Annotated in this window: 20 protein-coding genes and 1 pseudogene; 10 read left to right on the top strand and 11 right to left on the bottom strand. The window is 43.4% G+C overall.

All coding sequences use genetic code 11. The features are described 5' to 3' along the window. Together F6J99_RS28430 and F6J99_RS28435 are read left to right on the top strand one after the other, a co-directional pair. Positions 1-349, top strand: a 349-nt coding sequence (locus F6J99_RS28430; RefSeq protein WP_293117704.1) for a PDZ domain-containing protein, incomplete at its 5' end; no start/stop codon positions are given. Between the two features lie 246 nt (positions 350-595). Further along, a pseudogene (locus F6J99_RS28435) lies at positions 596-994 on the top strand (Uma2 family endonuclease); the annotation flags it as partial. Positions 995-1,074: 80 nt separating this feature from the next. Here the strand turns inward: F6J99_RS28435 and F6J99_RS28440 are convergent. Continuing rightward, positions 1,075-2,472, bottom strand: a complete 1,398-nt coding sequence (locus tag F6J99_RS28440) for an NF041680 family putative transposase (protein ID WP_293117706.1) — start codon at positions 2,470-2,472, stop codon at positions 1,075-1,077. Positions 2,473-2,505: 33 nt separating this feature from the next. Between F6J99_RS28440 and F6J99_RS28445 the strand changes: the two genes are divergently transcribed. The 4 genes from F6J99_RS28445 (at position 2,506) to F6J99_RS28460 (ending at position 3,717) form a co-directional block, all read left to right on the top strand. Next, positions 2,506-2,661, top strand: coding sequence for a hypothetical protein (locus tag F6J99_RS28445; protein ID WP_293117708.1), 156 nt, complete (start codon positions 2,506-2,508; stop codon positions 2,659-2,661). 41 nt (positions 2,662-2,702) lie between these two features. Continuing rightward, positions 2,703-2,918, top strand: a complete 216-nt coding sequence (locus F6J99_RS28450; RefSeq protein ID WP_365974370.1) for a Uma2 family endonuclease — start codon at positions 2,703-2,705, stop codon at positions 2,916-2,918. A 159-nt stretch (positions 2,919-3,077) separates the two neighbouring features. Next, the gene (locus F6J99_RS28455; protein ID WP_008185608.1) at positions 3,078-3,380 is read left to right on the top strand and encodes a DUF433 domain-containing protein; all 303 of its coding nucleotides are present in this window, start codon (positions 3,078-3,080) and stop codon (positions 3,378-3,380) included. A 1-nt stretch (position 3,381) separates the two neighbouring features. Continuing rightward, positions 3,382-3,717: a DUF5615 family PIN-like protein gene (locus F6J99_RS28460; protein ID WP_293117711.1), complete on the top strand. Its 336-nt coding sequence runs from the start codon at positions 3,382-3,384 to the stop codon at positions 3,715-3,717. A gap of 196 nt (positions 3,718-3,913) precedes the next feature. On the opposite strand, the gene F6J99_RS28465 is transcribed toward F6J99_RS28460, so the two are convergent. After that, positions 3,914-4,168 carry a hypothetical protein gene (locus tag F6J99_RS28465; RefSeq protein ID WP_293067811.1) on the bottom strand — a complete coding sequence of 85 codons (255 nt, stop codon included), beginning with the start codon at positions 4,166-4,168 and terminating at the stop codon, positions 3,914-3,916. 123 nt (positions 4,169-4,291) lie between these two features. On the opposite strand from F6J99_RS28465, the gene F6J99_RS28470 reads away from it, so the two are divergent. Beyond that, entirely contained in the window at positions 4,292-4,555 is a 264-nt protein-coding gene (locus F6J99_RS28470; RefSeq protein ID WP_075902219.1) for a helix-turn-helix transcriptional regulator, read from the top strand. 40 nt (positions 4,556-4,595) lie between these two features. On the opposite strand, the gene F6J99_RS28475 is transcribed toward F6J99_RS28470, so the two are convergent. The 3 genes from F6J99_RS28475 to F6J99_RS28485 form a co-directional block, all read right to left on the bottom strand. Next, positions 4,596-5,588, bottom strand: coding sequence for an ABC transporter ATP-binding protein (locus F6J99_RS28475; protein ID WP_293117738.1), 993 nt, complete (start codon positions 5,586-5,588; stop codon positions 4,596-4,598). Positions 5,589-5,829: 241 nt separating this feature from the next. Then, the gene (locus F6J99_RS28480; RefSeq protein ID WP_293117713.1) at positions 5,830-6,321 is read right to left on the bottom strand and encodes a GUN4 domain-containing protein; all 492 of its coding nucleotides are present in this window, start codon (positions 6,319-6,321) and stop codon (positions 5,830-5,832) included. Next, on the bottom strand, positions 6,318-6,494 hold the full coding sequence (locus F6J99_RS28485; RefSeq protein ID WP_293117716.1) for a hypothetical protein: 177 nt from the start codon (positions 6,492-6,494) through the stop codon (positions 6,318-6,320). Before F6J99_RS28485 ends, F6J99_RS28480 begins: the two co-directional genes overlap by 4 nt. Before the next feature lie 390 nt (positions 6,495-6,884). Between F6J99_RS28485 and F6J99_RS28490 the strand changes: the two genes are divergently transcribed. Beyond that, complete coding sequence (locus F6J99_RS28490; protein ID WP_293117718.1) at positions 6,885-7,634, top strand: exosortase, PEP-CTERM interaction domain protein; 750 nt, start codon at positions 6,885-6,887, stop codon at positions 7,632-7,634. On the opposite strand, the gene F6J99_RS28495 is transcribed toward F6J99_RS28490, so the two are convergent. The 5 genes from F6J99_RS28495 to F6J99_RS28515 form a co-directional block, all read right to left on the bottom strand. Then, positions 7,621-7,890, bottom strand: coding sequence for a hypothetical protein (locus tag F6J99_RS28495; protein WP_293117721.1), 270 nt, complete (start codon positions 7,888-7,890; stop codon positions 7,621-7,623). The genes F6J99_RS28490 and F6J99_RS28495 overlap by 14 nt on opposite strands. A 62-nt stretch (positions 7,891-7,952) precedes the next feature. Then, positions 7,953-8,909 (bottom strand): DUF4351 domain-containing protein, encoded by a 957-nt coding sequence (locus tag F6J99_RS28500; RefSeq protein ID WP_293117724.1) that lies wholly within the window; start codon positions 8,907-8,909, stop codon positions 7,953-7,955. Positions 8,910-9,394: 485 nt separating this feature from the next. Beyond that, positions 9,395-10,315 (bottom strand): Rpn family recombination-promoting nuclease/putative transposase, encoded by a 921-nt coding sequence (locus F6J99_RS28505; RefSeq protein WP_293117726.1) that lies wholly within the window; start codon positions 10,313-10,315, stop codon positions 9,395-9,397. A gap of 267 nt (positions 10,316-10,582) precedes the next feature. Further along, entirely contained in the window at positions 10,583-13,348 is a 2,766-nt protein-coding gene (locus tag F6J99_RS28510; RefSeq protein WP_365974372.1) for a tetratricopeptide repeat protein, read from the bottom strand. 1 nt (position 13,349) lies between these two features. Then, the gene (locus tag F6J99_RS28515) at positions 13,350-14,492 is read right to left on the bottom strand and encodes a metallophosphoesterase (RefSeq protein ID WP_293117729.1); all 1,143 of its coding nucleotides are present in this window, start codon (positions 14,490-14,492) and stop codon (positions 13,350-13,352) included. Positions 14,493-14,707: 215 nt separating this feature from the next. On the opposite strand from F6J99_RS28515, the gene F6J99_RS28520 reads away from it, so the two are divergent. Together F6J99_RS28520 and F6J99_RS28525 are read left to right on the top strand one after the other, a co-directional pair. Then, on the top strand, positions 14,708-14,902 hold the full coding sequence (locus F6J99_RS28520; RefSeq protein ID WP_293117731.1) for a hypothetical protein: 195 nt from the start codon (positions 14,708-14,710) through the stop codon (positions 14,900-14,902). A 161-nt stretch (positions 14,903-15,063) separates the two neighbouring features. Continuing rightward, positions 15,064-15,318 (top strand): hypothetical protein, encoded by a 255-nt coding sequence (locus F6J99_RS28525; protein ID WP_293117734.1) that lies wholly within the window; start codon positions 15,064-15,066, stop codon positions 15,316-15,318. 318 nt (positions 15,319-15,636) lie between these two features. Here F6J99_RS28525 and F6J99_RS28530 read toward each other — a convergent pair whose 3' ends face one another. Beyond that, complete coding sequence (locus tag F6J99_RS28530) at positions 15,637-15,798, bottom strand: hypothetical protein (RefSeq protein ID WP_293117736.1); 162 nt, start codon at positions 15,796-15,798, stop codon at positions 15,637-15,639. Positions 15,799-15,840: the final 42 nt, after the last annotated feature.

The raw sequence follows: 15,840 nt of genomic DNA on the forward strand, positions 1-15,840 counted from the left end.
TCCTTACTTGAGGGTGAAGGTGATGACCGAGAATAGTCACGACTGGATCCAGTTTGTGGAGATGGATTCTCCTGCGGCAGTGGCAGGAGTGGATGCTGGTGATCAGTTACTGGCTATTGATGGGTTGCGAGTCAAGGGGGATCAATTATGCGATCGCTTAAAAGATTACCAAGCTGGTGATGTGATCGAGCTTAGTGTATTCCATCAGGATCAATTGGTCACTCTACCGATTACATTAGGCAAATCTCAACCCAGTCGTTACCAAGTTATGCCAGTGAAGAATCCTACCAATGGGCAGCAGCAGAATTTTTCTGGGTGGTTAGGGGCATCTTTGGCCAAGATGAGTTGAGGGATAAGCATTCAGCCGTCAGCTATCAGCTATCAGCTATCAGCAGTTTTCAATTGGGTTAGGTACACATTATTGGGTTTTAGGGAACAGGGAACAGGGAACAGGGAACAGGGAAAAAATCCTGTCTACCTCATACTTGTGAAAAACGCTTTATGCCCATAGTTGATAGCTGATAGCTTACACAAATTGATAATACCGGCTTACCACTGCCAGCATTATCTGACACAGATAAGGAGTGCGATTGTAATGCTTCAAGCTTTACCAACATTTATAACTGTTGATCAGTTTATAATCCAGTATGGTGACAACGAAGGCTATGAATTAATCGATGGGGAATTAATTGACAACGAACCTACGGGACCACATGAGGAAGTAGCAGGGTTTGTGGGACGGAAGTTAAATGTGGAGATTGACCGAGGATACCCAGATTATGTTATTCCCTACCGATGTCTGATCAAAATTTTAGGAACCCAAACAGCGTTTCGTCCTGATGTGATTGTATTAGATATAACTCGGCTCGTAAATGAATCCTTATGGCACAAAGAGCCTGTGATTACGTTGGGAACCTCAATCAAGCTTGTTGTTGAAGTTGTTAGCACCAATTGGCAGAACGATTATGCTCGTAAGGTTGAAGATTATGCCATACTACTGGAGTTTAGACTATTATCAAATAACCCAGTCTTCTTTTGAGGCTGAGATCTTAGTAAATTTATTCAAAATTTGAGTTACCTTTTCTTATTTTTACCTTTTTTAGCAACCGTTTTTCTTTTTTTGACCACAGGATAGCGAATTCGTTTGTTTCTTTTTTGCCCAGTTTTCCATCCGGTCGATTTTCCACGGGGTTTGGGAGATTGTGCTGGAGTTCCAATCTCCATCAAAAGTCCTAACATCGACTGGGCAACTCGTCCAGGCGTTAGGTTCGACTGGGATTTTTGCCAGGGAAGATGGTGTTCTTGTACTATATCTTTGGCTAACCACAGTTGCCAAGTCATCAATGGCATCAAATCGCTCCATCTTTCACACTGATGTGGCGTACTTAAAGCTGGTAATGTCCAATGTAATCTTTGTTTAATGAATCGATACCAATGGTCAACGGCAAAGCGCCTTAAATATTTTGACCATATTTTTTCTATTGATGGCATTTTCTGGCCAATAAAGACTAACCACAAAGGTTTTTGTAATGAACCTTTTTTAGTTGAGTCAATGCGCTCAACTAAAATCAGGTTCATACATACCGATGGAGAGTTACGAAAGTGTAGTTGTGACCATTGTTGCAGTTTTATTTCTCCTAATTTTGGGTCTTGTACTTTAACTGTCTCACAAGCTTCCCACCAAGTTGATTGGTCGTTAAGCTTAAATTTAGCTCCATGTTTTCTTGGTCTCCCTCGACCACTATATTTTCCAGGCTCTGCCCATAAGCAGCAATTGGAGCGGATTCTTATGAGGCAATCTGCTTCAATATCCACTGTTTGATTCACCCAAGAAGCATTACCATATTCGCTATCTAATAAAGCGAGAACTGGTTTATTTAAACTTTTTGTTACTTTCCTTAATTGCCAAGCTGCCTTACCAATAGGTGCTTCAAAACTGGTAATTCTTTCATGTCTTAACGGCAGTGCCCAACTCCCTTTTTCTTCTGGTATCCAAGCTATAGTACTATAACCTTGTCCTATAGTCACTTTTCCGGAAGCTGATGGTTGATGATGATAGCCACGATCTTTGAGAGTCGGAGAATCCGGTCTTGCACTATAAGTATGATCTATTCCTACTGTAATATATTCAGATTCATCGCCAGGTATTTGTTCAAGATATAACTCCATTAACTTGTTGGAATTTGGGCGACAATCCTGGAGACATTCATAAACTGAAGACCATTGGCGTCTAAACAAAGGAGAAAGAGATAAATCTGCCAAAGAATGGGCATTTCTTGTTGTTAAAATTGCATCCAACAAGTCAAAAGTAGCATCCTTGGCAAACCCTAGACAATTGTAAGCATTAATTCTAAATTTTTGGAGTTGACTTATGCTAGTATTCATCTGAGGGAGTGACTTAAATTTTGCGATTTTTAAAATTTTCTCCCTTTTTACTCTTCGATTTGTATGAATATTTGTAAATCCCGACACTCGTGAGTTAGCTCAGCTGTAGGCGACCCTACGTTGAGCCAAAGGCGGTGCTGGAAGCAATTGCAGTTCTTGGTTTGTGGTCGCACTTCTGAGTTTGCGATTCGGCGTTCCCACAGCGTGACCTACGGCCACAGCCGTTCGCGTAGCGGAGGCCAAAGGCCACGCTACGCGAACGCATTTCTGGATTAGCGATTGCAGTCTTGGGAAATCCCAGTTAGTCTAAACTCCAGATACTAGGTGTTCCTGAATACTGGATTGTCGATTATCTAGGCATTGGTGGTAGAGATTATATTGGTAAACCTAAACAACCAACCATTACAATTTTAACTTTACTAGATGATGAGTATCAAAAACAATTGTTCCGAAATAATGATGGTCTTGTTTCCAAAGTCTTTCCGGATCTTAGTTTAACTGCTAACCATATTTTTGGCTCTAGTCTAATTTAGATATTATTGTTAGATATATACAAATTATCCTAGTCATGATGGAGAAATGGATCCCCCTAAATCCCCCTTAAAAAGGGGGACTTTGATGTTTAAAAGTGTACCTCATAACTGCGATAAAAGCTATATAATTGTAAAACCATTGTATAAATAGGAGACAACATGAGTAGTGTCATATCAAAGCATATTGAAATTACACCGGGGGTTTGTGGTGGCAAGCCTCGCATTGCCGGTCATCGCATTCGGGTTGAGGATATTGTCATTTGGCACGAAAGAATAGGATTGTCGCCGGATGAAATTGTTTCACAATACCCTACCATTACCTTAGCAGATGTCTATGCTGCTTTAGCCTATTATCATGACCATTTTGAGGAAATCAGGCAACAGATTCGTGAGGATGAAGAATTTGCCCGTGATATGCAAGAAAAAACACCATCCTTGGTTCAGCAAAAGTTAAAGCAGTAAGATGCCTCAGACAATTCGGTTTCACTTAGATGAGAATGTCAACAAGGCCATCGCTGACGGGTTAAGCCGGAGAAAGATTGACGTTACGACCACTAGCGATGCAGGATTAATTTCCTCTTCGGATGAGGAGCAATTAAGATTTGCTTACAGCCAGGGGCGAGTGATGTTTACTCAGGATAGTGATTTTTTGAAATTACACAATTCTGGCTTTGAACATTGCGGAGTTGTTTATTGTGTGAAGGGACGTCGCTCCATCGGTGAAATTTTGCAGGGATTAATTTTGATTTGGGAGGTGCTTGAGGCTGAAGAAATCGCAGGAAAGGTGGAGTTTTTATAAGCGATGCAGTGGCCTCACGGGGGTTCCCCCCACTCGCGCTTTGCATGGCTGACATGGATTAGTGATCTCAAAAGCCTGGTTCACGCACCCTACAAGATTGCGATCGCACTGCATCGCTAAATAAATGGTATAAGCCCCCCGCTGTTTTGGGGGGTATGGGGGGAGGGAAAGGGAAAAGCGATCGCAAAGCAAACCCTCAATCAACAAAAACCAATCGCCTCAAAACTCTCATCACCTCACCAGGATTACCAGTTGGCACCGGCTGAGTCCACTCCGTTACCTCAGCAAATCCTCTGATATATAGGGCGTGAATTATTTTTTTTACCCCTTTGAGTGAACCAATCACTATAACTTTGACATATTCTCTGCCAGAAACTGGCTCCCTAGAGGCTTGAAGCTTAATCGATGCTGAGGTGTCTTGGCTAGAATCACCTAGAAAACTCTTGAGCATTTGGCTTGTCCCAAATTTTAGTTAACAAATATATTCGCAGATCTGCGAATATTAAAAGGCTATCGGATATTCGCAGATCTGTAAAGATTTACTAGCTCATGATCTTTTGACACGATCGAGGTCATGGGAAAAGTAGGAAAAGCGCTCAAACAAACCTTAGCAACCCACGGCATCAGCCAAAACAAATTGGCCGTAACACTGGGAGTTAGACCATCGGTGGTATTTCGCTGGTTTCATGAGCAAACTGATCCTAGCGGGGAAACCATTGCGGATATTGCTAAAGCACTCCAGAGTATCAATCCCTCCGCTGCTGCTGAATTCGTCAAGCTTTACCTGGGGGAATTCATAGAAGACCAAATCGAAAACCAAGACGAAGAGGAATCCTAGACTGGCTTTGGGTAGAATAATTCTTGTTGTTTGTTAATTCTCAATTAACAACGCCCCTATTCAGCTCTGGCTTCACCCAACAAGCCACTTTATGGTCAACACTTACTAATTCCAAGGTGGGATCGTTCTGCCAACATTTATCAATCACGAAAGGACAACGAGCAGCAAAGGGACAACCTTGGGGATAATTTGTTAAATCTGGTGGTAACCCTTCAATGGTCTGCAAACGCTCTTGGCGCTGTTCATCCAGACGGGGAATACTGTTGAGTAAACCAATAGTATAGGGATGGCGAGGATTTTTATAGATTTCCATCACCGATGCTTGTTCTACGACTTGACCGGCATACATCACTAAAATCCGATCCGCTAATCCCGCCAATAGCGCCAAATCATGGGTAATCCAAATCACGGCCATCCCAATTTCCTGGCGCAGTTTCTTGACTAATTCTACAATTTGGGCTTGGATGGTCACATCCAAAGCAGTGGTAGGTTCATCCGCAATCAGCAACTGGGGATTACAGGCTAATCCCATGGCAATCATGACTCGCTGGCGCATCCCTCCAGAAAATTGGTGGGGATAGTTACTAATCCGTTCCCCTGCACCAGGAATTCCCACTAATTCTAAGAGTTCAATCGCCCTAGACCGTCCTTGCTCTCGGCTCATCCCTTGGTGTAACCGTAGGGCTTCAGTAATTTGCCTTTCTACCTTTAGTACTGGATTAAGGGAAGTCATGGGGTCTTGAAAAATCATAGCGATACGGTTACCCCGGATTTTCCGCATTTCCCTCTCACTAAGCTTTTGGAGGTCACGCCCTTCAAAAATGACCTCACCATTGGTAATCTTTCCAGGAGGAGAGGGGATTAGTCCCATAATCGACAGGGCGGTGATGCTTTTACCAGAACCGGATTCACCAACAATCCCTAGGGTTTCCCCTTGATTGACCTGGAAGGAAATACCATTGACAGCATGGACAGTACCAGCTGGGGTGAAAAAGCGTGTTTCTAGATTACGAAGGTCTAGGATTGGTGACAAGGGAAGAATGAGCAAAGGGTGAGTTTAGTATAGTTTATAGCAAAGGGAATAGGGAATAGGGAATAGGGAATAGGGAGTAGTGAATAGGCAAGAGGCAAGAGGCAAGAGGCAAGAGGCAAGAAAGCACAGGGAAGTCGGACATGGGAAAAATTCTGTTTACTATGAGAAACGCGATCGTCGATTTCATAGTTTTCTACTCCCGATTCCCGATTCCCGATTCCCGATTCCCGATTCCCTAGTTCTATAAAAAACATTCATCCAATCTATTTTTAATAGTTGCCGCCCAACCAATAGGGGATTCTTCGGTATAAAATATCCCAGCGGGCAAATGACCTTTAGGAGCGTCTAAACTAAAGGTTAACTGAGAATAAGAATGCCAAGAATCGGCATCACCCTTGCGCCATCCTACTAGATCGGCGAATTGATTATAATCTTGGCTAACTTGCTGCCACAGTTGAGATTGTATTCTAAATCCAAAATGACCTTGACTATACTGCTCCCAAAGCTGATTTAGTGTTAGCAAATCCTCACAGGGAAACTCTAGTAAGTCTGATTCTCTGAGATAATTCAACCCTTGAAGCCATTCTTGGTCTTTTTTACTAACCTTCTGCTGTTGTCTAAGGGTTTTAGCTATGGATAATACAATTTTATTGGTTTCCACATCAGCAGCTTTCCACTGCACTTTCATCAATAAAGTCTTAAGGTGAGTGTAGTCTATTTTTAGATTAGTCATAAGTTTAGGGAGTAGGGAATAGGGAGTAGGGAGTAGGGAGTAGGGAGTAGGGAGTAGGGAACAGAGAACAGGGAACAGGGAACAGGGAACAGGGAATAGGAAAAAAATACTCTGTACTTTATAGTTATGAAAAATGCTGTAATAATTGTAATTATTACAATTTTAATTTTCAAGTTTTTGATTATTTTTTAAATTTAATTGAATTTTTGATTAAAAATTAGCGAAGCAATCAAATAGCAGCGCCTAACTTTATTTATCTCTTAATAATTAAAAATATAATACTCATTAATTACCAATATTTTTTATAATTTCTACTCCCTGCTCCCTGCTCCCTACTCCCTACTCCCTACTCCCTACTCCCTACTCCCTACTCCCTGCTCCCTTTGCTAAACATTTACATAATTCAGAGTTTAATGAATTTTTCTTAAATGTTATAAAGCTTGCTGGATTTATATATAAAATACCCTTGGCAATAAAAATCAGCCATCACGTTGAAATAGATAAGTACATTTTTAAGCTATCAGCTAATGCTTACTTGAAAATTTTACTGAGGAAAAATAGTCATGACTAGTAAATTAGCGATCGCATTGATCGCAATTAGCGTTTTTGAGCTTTCGGCACAAGAGGTTAGTGCTGCGTCGATTACCCCAATCAACCTTGACGACCTGACTCTGGGAGCAACCATCACAGGACCAGTCGGTCCGACAGTAGATGCATCCCTAATCAATGGTGACGGAAACAGCCTCGGGGACTTGACCAGTAGCGTTTCTTGTCCTGTTGGTTTTCTGACTTGTGTGCCGCCCCAAAATCCATCGGGAACAATCTACACTTATATACACAAAGTTACTCCTGGTGTGGACTTTCCTAACGATCCCCCTTTCCCTCAACCGGATGGTTTACTTAGCTTTGATGATGTCAATCAGTTCGGGTTGGAGTTCAAAGCTGAAGGCTTTACAGGAGTTGCGGGCTATAGCTTTGGGGAAGCGAAGCAGGCACTCGGTTCGAGTGGGGAGTTTTCAATAAAGCTTGATGAAGATGGCAGTCTAGTCTGGAGCGTTGTCGGTGGATCAGATTGGAGTACTAATTCCGACACTCCAGAAACCATCTCCTTCTTTTGGCAAACGACACAACCTCCCATTGGTCCATTTGGGACGTTCACCGCTAAGAACGATACCCAATCCGGGACAGGTAATGGTCCACTGCCTCTGGCAGTCCCAGTGCCTGAGCCGATGTCATCTCAGGGTCTACTGGCTCTGGGCTTTCTGGGCTTAGGATTAGTGGTTAAGAGGGCTATCGGCTCTAGTCTCTTTTAAGGCAATTAGTAGGGAGTAGGGAGTCAAGATGCAGTAGCTGGATCAAGGGCGTTCTGTCAATCAAGTAATGAATAGCAGTAGAGTGGGCATCCTGCCCGCTCGAAAATAAGGAGGAAACTGGCAAGATGCCAGTTCTACGCAAGATGCCAGTTCTACGCAAGATGCCCATTCTACAGGTGGAACCCAAGCCGCGAGCGATTGCTCGCGGTCTTCGAGGCGTCTGGAATTTTGGGTAATAGTAGAGTGGGTAAGGCAAATCCTTACCCACTCAATCAGCTCTCGATGGCACTGCTTTTAGGTGCTACACCTAACCGAATTTTACTTATCCCTAAACTGGTTCAACCAATTGGTCAAATCCACTTCGGTATCAAAATCTAATAACGCTTCTCCTAAATCCTCCAACTGGTCAAAGGATAATTCCTCAATTTGATTTTGTAATTGGGGATTGATTTCACCGAGGCGACGGCTAAGTAGACGCTTAATTAAATTAAGCTCATTGCGCTTTCCTTGTTCTAATCCCTGTCCTAATCCTTGTTCTAATCCTTGTTCTAATCCTTGTTCTAATCCTTGTTTTAATCCTTGTTTTAATCCCTGTTCTAATCCTTGCTCTAATCCTTGTTCTAATCCTTGTTCTAATCCTTGGCGAATAATTCGTTGATAAACTACTGACTCCTGCATCATATCCTCCCGAAAATAAGCTTGAATTAACTGTTCATCAAATTTCACCCCAGCCAACAGTTGCACGCAAGCAGATAGGTTACGTTGCTGTTGTCTATCTTCAATCATATCGATTCTGGCTGCTACCTGGGATAGCAAGGTTTCTGGCACTTCAGTTTGTGCTAACACTGCCAACGGTAGTAACCCCGGTGTTGTTAGTAACGGTTGTGGATCACATTCCCAAATCCGAATCACCCGATAGCGGAACGATAGGTTCCTCTCGGTAAATTGATTGACAAATACTCCGGCTAATCGGCTGGGTTTTAGGAATATTATTACCTGTTCAATATCACAGCGATACTGACGATATAACCTCACCCAATAATCGAGCATCCGCAGGGGTAAGGGAGGTTCAGATTGGGGTAGGGTTTGAAATTCCAGATGCAAAATAGCATCAGCAACTCGTACAAAAAACAAGGCATCTGCCCGAATTGGTTCTGTGCTCAATTCGGTGTTGAGAATTTCGATATCCTCTGCTGGTTCTTGGTTAAATAACCAACGGGTAAAGGCTTGAGGATATTGTTCAACCAAATATTTTAGGGTGCTGTCGTAAGTCATTACACATCTGATCTAACTAAGTCAATTCTGGTTAAGTAATCGAAAACAGGGTTAAGAGCCACAAATTCGACGACTCGAACCTATCCCAAATCATCTTCAATCAACCCAGGGCAAGGTATGTCGTAAATATCGGCTACTTAACTAACTCTTTAAACCCCAGTAAATCCCAATAATTATTAACGGGATATCGGTGGATAAAACCCAGCCTAAATTATGGCTATTGTTGGGTAATGTTATTCTATTTTATCACAGTTATTAGCTAGAATATTACTGTTAATTTAGTTAATAACTTGAAGAGTTTTATCGCTACAATCGGGAGTGACTTACTTCAGTTAAATCTATTGATCCCCCCTAACCCCCCTTAAAAAAGGGGGGAACAAGAATTATCGGTATTTTTGGGCAATAATAGAGTGGGTAAGGCAAATCCTTACCCACTCTATCAGCTCTCGATGCTACTGCTTTTAGGTGCTAAACCTAACGGGATTTTACTTATCCCTAAACTGGTTCAACCAATTGGTCAAATCCACTTCGGTTTCAAAATCTAATAACGCTTCTCCTAAATCTTCCAACTGCTGAAAGGATAACTGCTCAATTTGATTTTGTAATTGGGGATTGATTTCACCTAGGCGACGGTTAATTTGACGGATAATTAAATTAAGCTCATTGCGCTTTCCTTGTTCTAATCCCTGTCCTAATCCTTGTTCTAATCCTTGTTTTAATCCCTGTTTTAATCCCTGTTCTAATCCTTGTTCTAATCCTTGTTCTAATCCTTGGCGAATAATTCGTTGATAAACTACTGACTCCTGCATCATATCCTCCCGAAAATAAGCTTGAATTAACTGCTCATCAAATTTCACCCCAGCCAACAGTTGTACGCACGCAGATAAGTTACGTTGCTGTTGTCTATCTTCAATCATATCGATTCTGGCTGCTACCTGGGATAGTAAGGTTTCTGGCACTTCAGTTTGTGCTAATACTGCCAACGGTAGTAACCCTGGGGTGGTAAGTAATGGTTGTGGATCACATTCCCAAATCCGAATTACCCGATACCGGAAGGATAGGTTCCTCTCGGTAAATTGATTGACAAATACTCCCGCTAATCGGCTTGGTTTCAGAAAAATTATTACTTGTTCAATATCACAGCGATACTGACGATATAACCTGACCCAATAATCCAGCATCCGCAGGGGTAAGGGAGGTTCAGATTGGGGTAAAGTTTGAAATTCCAGATGCAAAATAGCATCAGCAACTCGCACAAAAAATAAGGCATCTGCCCGAATTGGCTCTGTGCTCAATTCGGTGTTGAGAATTTCGATATCCTCTGCTGGTTCTTGGTTAAATAACCAACGAGTAAAGGCTTGGGGATATTGTTCAACCAAATATTTTAGGGTACTATCGTAAGTCATTTACTTAGAGAAAGTATGGCCAATTAATTATGATTTAGGACATAATATCTCATCTGTGTTCCCTATTATTAAGTAGTTTTGGACTTGTGCAAGCTCTAAGGAATATAGCAACCGAAGTATAGTTTAGAACAGAGTATTTTGCTTGAAAGGGAGCAGGGAGCATAAATATGTCTTAAGCTTTACTTCGACTGCTCTACATTCTTAATTATACATTCTTAATTATACATTCTTAATTCTTAATTCTTAATTCTTTTGTTCTGTTCTCTGTTACTTTTTTATATCGCGCAAACTTTCTAGATTCTCACGGTAGGTAACAGTGTTAGGATGATTTGACCCTAACGTCTGTTCTGCAATCTCCAAAGCCTGTTGATAGAGGGGTTCAGCCTGGTCATAGCGCTCCATTGACTCGTAGAGATATGCCAGGTTGTTGAGACTGATGGCCAGATCGGGATGGTCGTGACCCAGCCGCTGCTTTCTCATTTCCAATGCCTGTTGTAAGAGGGGTTCGGCCTGGTCATAGCGCCCCTGATTATAGTAGAGTCCAGCCAGGTTGTTGAGACTTAGGGCTACATCGGGATGGTCGTGACCCAGCCGCTGCTTTCTCATCTCCAATGCCTGTTGAAAGAGGGGTTCGGCCTGGTCATAGCGCCCCATTGAGTCGTAGAGTCCAGCCAGGTTGTCGAGACTGGTGGCCACCGAGGGATGGTCGTGACCCAGCCGCTGCTTATACAGTTCCAAAGCCTGTTGAAAGAGGGGTTCGGCCTGGTCATAGCGCCCCATTGAGCTGTAAAGTTCTGCCAGGTTGTTGAGACTTTGGGCCACATCGGGATGGTTCTGACCCAGCAGCTTCTGATACATCTCCAAAGCCTGGAAATAGAGGAGTTCTGCGAGATCATACCGCCCCTGAGCTTTGTAGAGTGCTGCCAGGTTGTTGAGACTGTTGGCTACATCGGGATGCTCCTCACCCAGTAGGTGGTTTCTAATCTCCAAAGCCTGGAAATAGAGCGGTTCTGCGAGATCGTACCGCCCCTGAGCTTTGTACAATCCAGCCAGGTTGTTGAGACTTTGGGCCACATCGGGATGGTTCTGACCCAGCAGCTGCTTTCTGATCTCCAAAGCCTGGCCATAGAGGGCTTCTGCCTCATGGTAGCGTCCCTGAGAATGGTAGAGTCCAGCCAGGTTGTTGAGACTTTGAGCCACAGAGGGATGCTCCTCACCCAGCAGCTGCTTATACATCCCCAATGCCTGGACATACAGGGGTTCCACTTCATGGTAGCGCCCCATTGACCAGTAGAGTCCTGCCAGGTTGTTGAGACTGTCGGCCAGATCGGGATGGTTCTGACCCAGCAGCTGCTTTCTGATCTCCAATGCCTGGCCATAGAGGGCTTCTGCCTCATGGTAGCGCCCCTGAGCTTTGTAGATTCCTGCCAGGTTGTTGAGACTGGTGGCCACAAAAGGATGTTGCTCACCAGGCCAGTGCTTAAACAGCTCCAAAGCCTGGAGATAGAGTGGTTCTGCGAGATCATAGCGCCCCTGAGACTCGTAGAGAAATGCCAGGTTGTTGAGACTTATAGCCAGATAGGGATGTTCCTGACCCAGCAGCTGCTTATACACCTCCAAGGCTTCGACATAGAGGGGTTCTGCGAGATCGTACCGTCCCTGAGACTCGTAGAGTCCTGCCAGGTTGTTGAGACTGTCGGCTACACCAGGATGTTGTTCCCCCAGGCGGCTTCTGGTTATCTCTAAACATTTCTGATACCAGGGTTCAGCCTCGTCATAGGTACCTTGACCTTTATAGAATCCTCCTAAGCCAACAAAAGGCCATATTAAATCTTCATCCCTCAGCCAGTCAGTTAGGACTGTCGCAGTTTCGGCTAAATGAGGGATGGCCGGGGTAACTGCTGCAATGATTTCTAGAGTTGGTCTATCAGGAATTTTTTTGGCTACAGCCACCATTACCTGACAAAAGCTTTGCTTGTAGCTATCAGCCTGTGGTAATTGAGCCAGCTTGGTCAGGAAAAATTCTCGAATTAATTGATGCAAGCGATAGGTTTGCTGTTCGGTCAGTTGTAATAGATTACGATTGACTAGATAGCGATCGCGTAATTCCTCTAATTCTTCCTGTTCTTCTTCCCATTCCTCCTCATCTTCCGTTTCTCTAACACAAAACTCTACCAGGAACCAATGAAAAGGAGCTTGAGCAAACAGACTCAGACGACATCCCAACTTTTGGGCTTCTGGACACTCTTCCAAATCTTCCCAGGATAACTCAAAGGCTGCTGCTACTCCCAACTGGGCTGTCATCTCCCCTTGTTCTGTTTGATAAAGTAATGCCTTAGCCGCTAATTTCTTTTTCTCTAAACGTTTCTGAACTTTAGCAATAGTTAAATTCGGATGTATATCTAAATATCGTCCGACTAACTCTAAACCCAAAGGCAAATATCCCAACCATTCACATAAGGCTTCTGCTTCTGTTAGTTCCTTCTCAATGCGCTCTTTTCCAACAAGGGATTCCAATAATTTTAAGGCTGCACCAGGTGCTGCTTCTGGGGATAGCACATCCAAATCAATTCGTCGGTAAGAAGCCCCTGGACGCTGACGGCTGGTGACCAGTACTTTAAAGCGGGATTGGGCTGGAGGTAAGTAGGGCTGAATTCTCTGTTTGTAGTCGTTGCTGAAAGAAGGGACATCATCCAGTACGATCAATGCTGTTCCTTCTGGCCAATGCCCCCAGCAGTATTCTACTTGTTGCTTGAACTCTAGTTCTTCTGGAATGGTTAATCTTAATTTAGTACGGGCAAAATTGACAACTTGAGTCCCGAGATCCAACCCTCGCACTTGGAACCAGCACAACCCACCAGGATAGTTTTCCTGATTTTTCAGAGCATATTGTAGAGCTAATTCGGTTTTGCCAACACCGCCCATTCCGGCAATGGCACAAATCACTAATTGATCGGTCTGTTGAAATTCCTGATGGAGCTGCTCAAGTTGAGCATCCCTACCGACAAAGTGGGGAGTGCCACGATTGATAATGTTAGTGGGGGGATTTAACTTTTTTTTTTCTTGCCCTTGCCATCGGGTCGTTTAGTCGTTCGCGCAATAACTCCACTGGTAGCAGTTTCGTGCCGTCCTCTCCTTTGGGCAGTCTAAAGGTAGGATCCCGACCGATTTCCCGTCCACCGTCCTGTTTTTTCCATGCTTGACGGGGGTAGATGCGGAGGGAGGCGGTGTTCCCTTCGATCTTCAATTCACATAGTGAATAACCATGGAGCCGTTCCTTTTTTTCTTTCCCCCACCCTTCAATGCCGAACAGGGAGCAGCCTTGCAGTGTGCTTCGAGGATTAGCACCACCTTCTGCCAAGCTGCTCAAGTTAGACTGGTGCATGTGTCCGAACAGATGTAAAGCGAATCGTTCCGGCGAGCTATAAATCTCCCCTTTTAGCTGCTCTTGGGCTTCTTCGGTTAGCCAATCCTGGGGGTGGTGGGTAAGTAGCAAACAGGCATCGTGGTCTTGTGCCCAAGACGGCCCATGGTCATGACTTTTATTACATGCCTCATGGAACTGGCACATATCTAGAGCCAGCTTACCGTGTCTACCGTCCATCAGTTGCAGAAACGCGCTATTGAGTCCTAAAATTCCGAGTTTGAACCCATCCTTCTCAATTGTTGCTGAAAAATCTCCTGGCAGTATGCCTTTTGAATAGATGTCGGGCTTAGGTACGGTCGTATTTTGCCACCATTGAAGATAATTATCGAAAGCCTTGTCTACAAGTTGTCGCTCAGGACATTTGCTGTTATCCCAAAATGCCTGTTGGAATTCATGATCGTCCCACCGATCCTGGAGATTAATCAATACGGAGTCAGACTGATCTGGTCGAACCAGGTCGTGGTTGCCAGGTACAGCCAGAAACTTTGGCTCAAATTCCATCTCGCCAAACTTTTTCCAGAACTTATCTAAGAGTTTGTCTAGCTGTTGGAATTCCGATTCACTGCCGCGCTGAGTGAGATCGCCAGTAAACATTACCAAATCGATTGGGCCTACCTTTTCACAAAGGTACTCTAAATCCTTAAAGAAAATTTCCTCAACATTTGGCCAGAGAGTTTTTGAGCCTTTCATACCCAAGTGAAGGTCTGTCAGATGTAACCACCTAACGATCACCTCCGTGTGATCATACATTTTGATCAAGCTAGTTGAATCACTCACCGATTAGCTTAAAGTTAACTATATTGCATTGACTAGTATATTGCTGAAACCCAATTTTGATTTAGTCTAACACAGGAAAATCTAGGGAACAGGGAACAGGGAACAGGGAACAAAAGTGATAACAATTCATTTTATATACCTATCACAATTTATCTGATATATTTCAGTTTTTTTAGTTACTGTTGCCGATGATATCAGTAAAGTTAATCCCAGAAAAAATGCCATTCTCTGAAAGAGATGCTACGCGATTGAAGGAAGGTCACGCTAGGCGATCGCTAACTTTTTTCCTCTGTTCCCGATTCCCGATTCCCGATTCCCGATTCCCGATTCCCGATTCCCGATTCCCGATTTCCGATTTCCGATTCCCAATTCTCAATTCTTAATTCTTAATTCTTAATTCTTAATTCTACATTCTTAATTCTACATTCCCTTTCCGTACATTTTATTTAAATATCCCCTCCAAAAAAAAAATTATAAAAACCCTTGACAACTAAATTTATAATCGTTATGATTATAGTTATAAATTTCAAACACGAGTTTGATTATGAATGAAGACTTTGTCCCAAACGAAAACAACAATCCTGAAGAGACCACTCCTGGTAATACTCCTCAGGAACCTTCCCAAAAAAAATACCCAGTTAAGCACATTTTGAAGGGGTCGCGTAAGGCAATACTCAATACCATGCATACCCTTTATGCACTGCGTTACGCGGAAATCTCGGAGTGGAGCCCCCTTCAGCCCACTGGCATCCCAGGGGAATTCATCACGATGATGACGAAGTACTTAATTATCGGTTAAACTAATCTACAGGGGGTTTTACCCCCCTGGCAAAAAAATCAGGTCTGATATCAGTGGTCAGCGGTCAGCGGTCAGCGGTCAGCCTTTGGCCTTTGGGTAATAGCTAATAGCTGAATGTAATAGCTGATAACTGTTCGCGTAGTGTGCGCGTAGCGCTTAAGCTTACGGTCTGATTAAATCGGATGATGTCTGGTTTGGTTTACAAAGTTGAGTCATAAAGATAATTTATAGCCGTAGATAGTATTTCTGCGGCTATTTTTTTGGGTTGAAAGTTGGGAGGTTTAAGGTTGGGATGTTGAAGGTTATGAGGTTGAAGGTTTAAGGTTGGGAGGTTGAAGGTTTAAGGTTGGGATGTTCAAGGTTTAAGGTTATTATCCGGAAATTCCCCTTAATAAAAATTCTCCCCATCTCCCCATCTCCCCATCTCCCCATCTCCCCATCTCCCCATCTTCCCATCTCCCCATCTCCCCATCTCCCCATCTCCCCATCTCCCCACACTCTCTTCTTCAAAGAGGTACTGTC

Origin of the sequence: Moorena sp. SIO4G3 (genome assembly GCF_010692305.1) — a bacterium.
Classification (GTDB): Bacteria; Cyanobacteriota; Cyanobacteriia; order Cyanobacteriales; family Coleofasciculaceae; genus Moorena; species Moorena producens_A.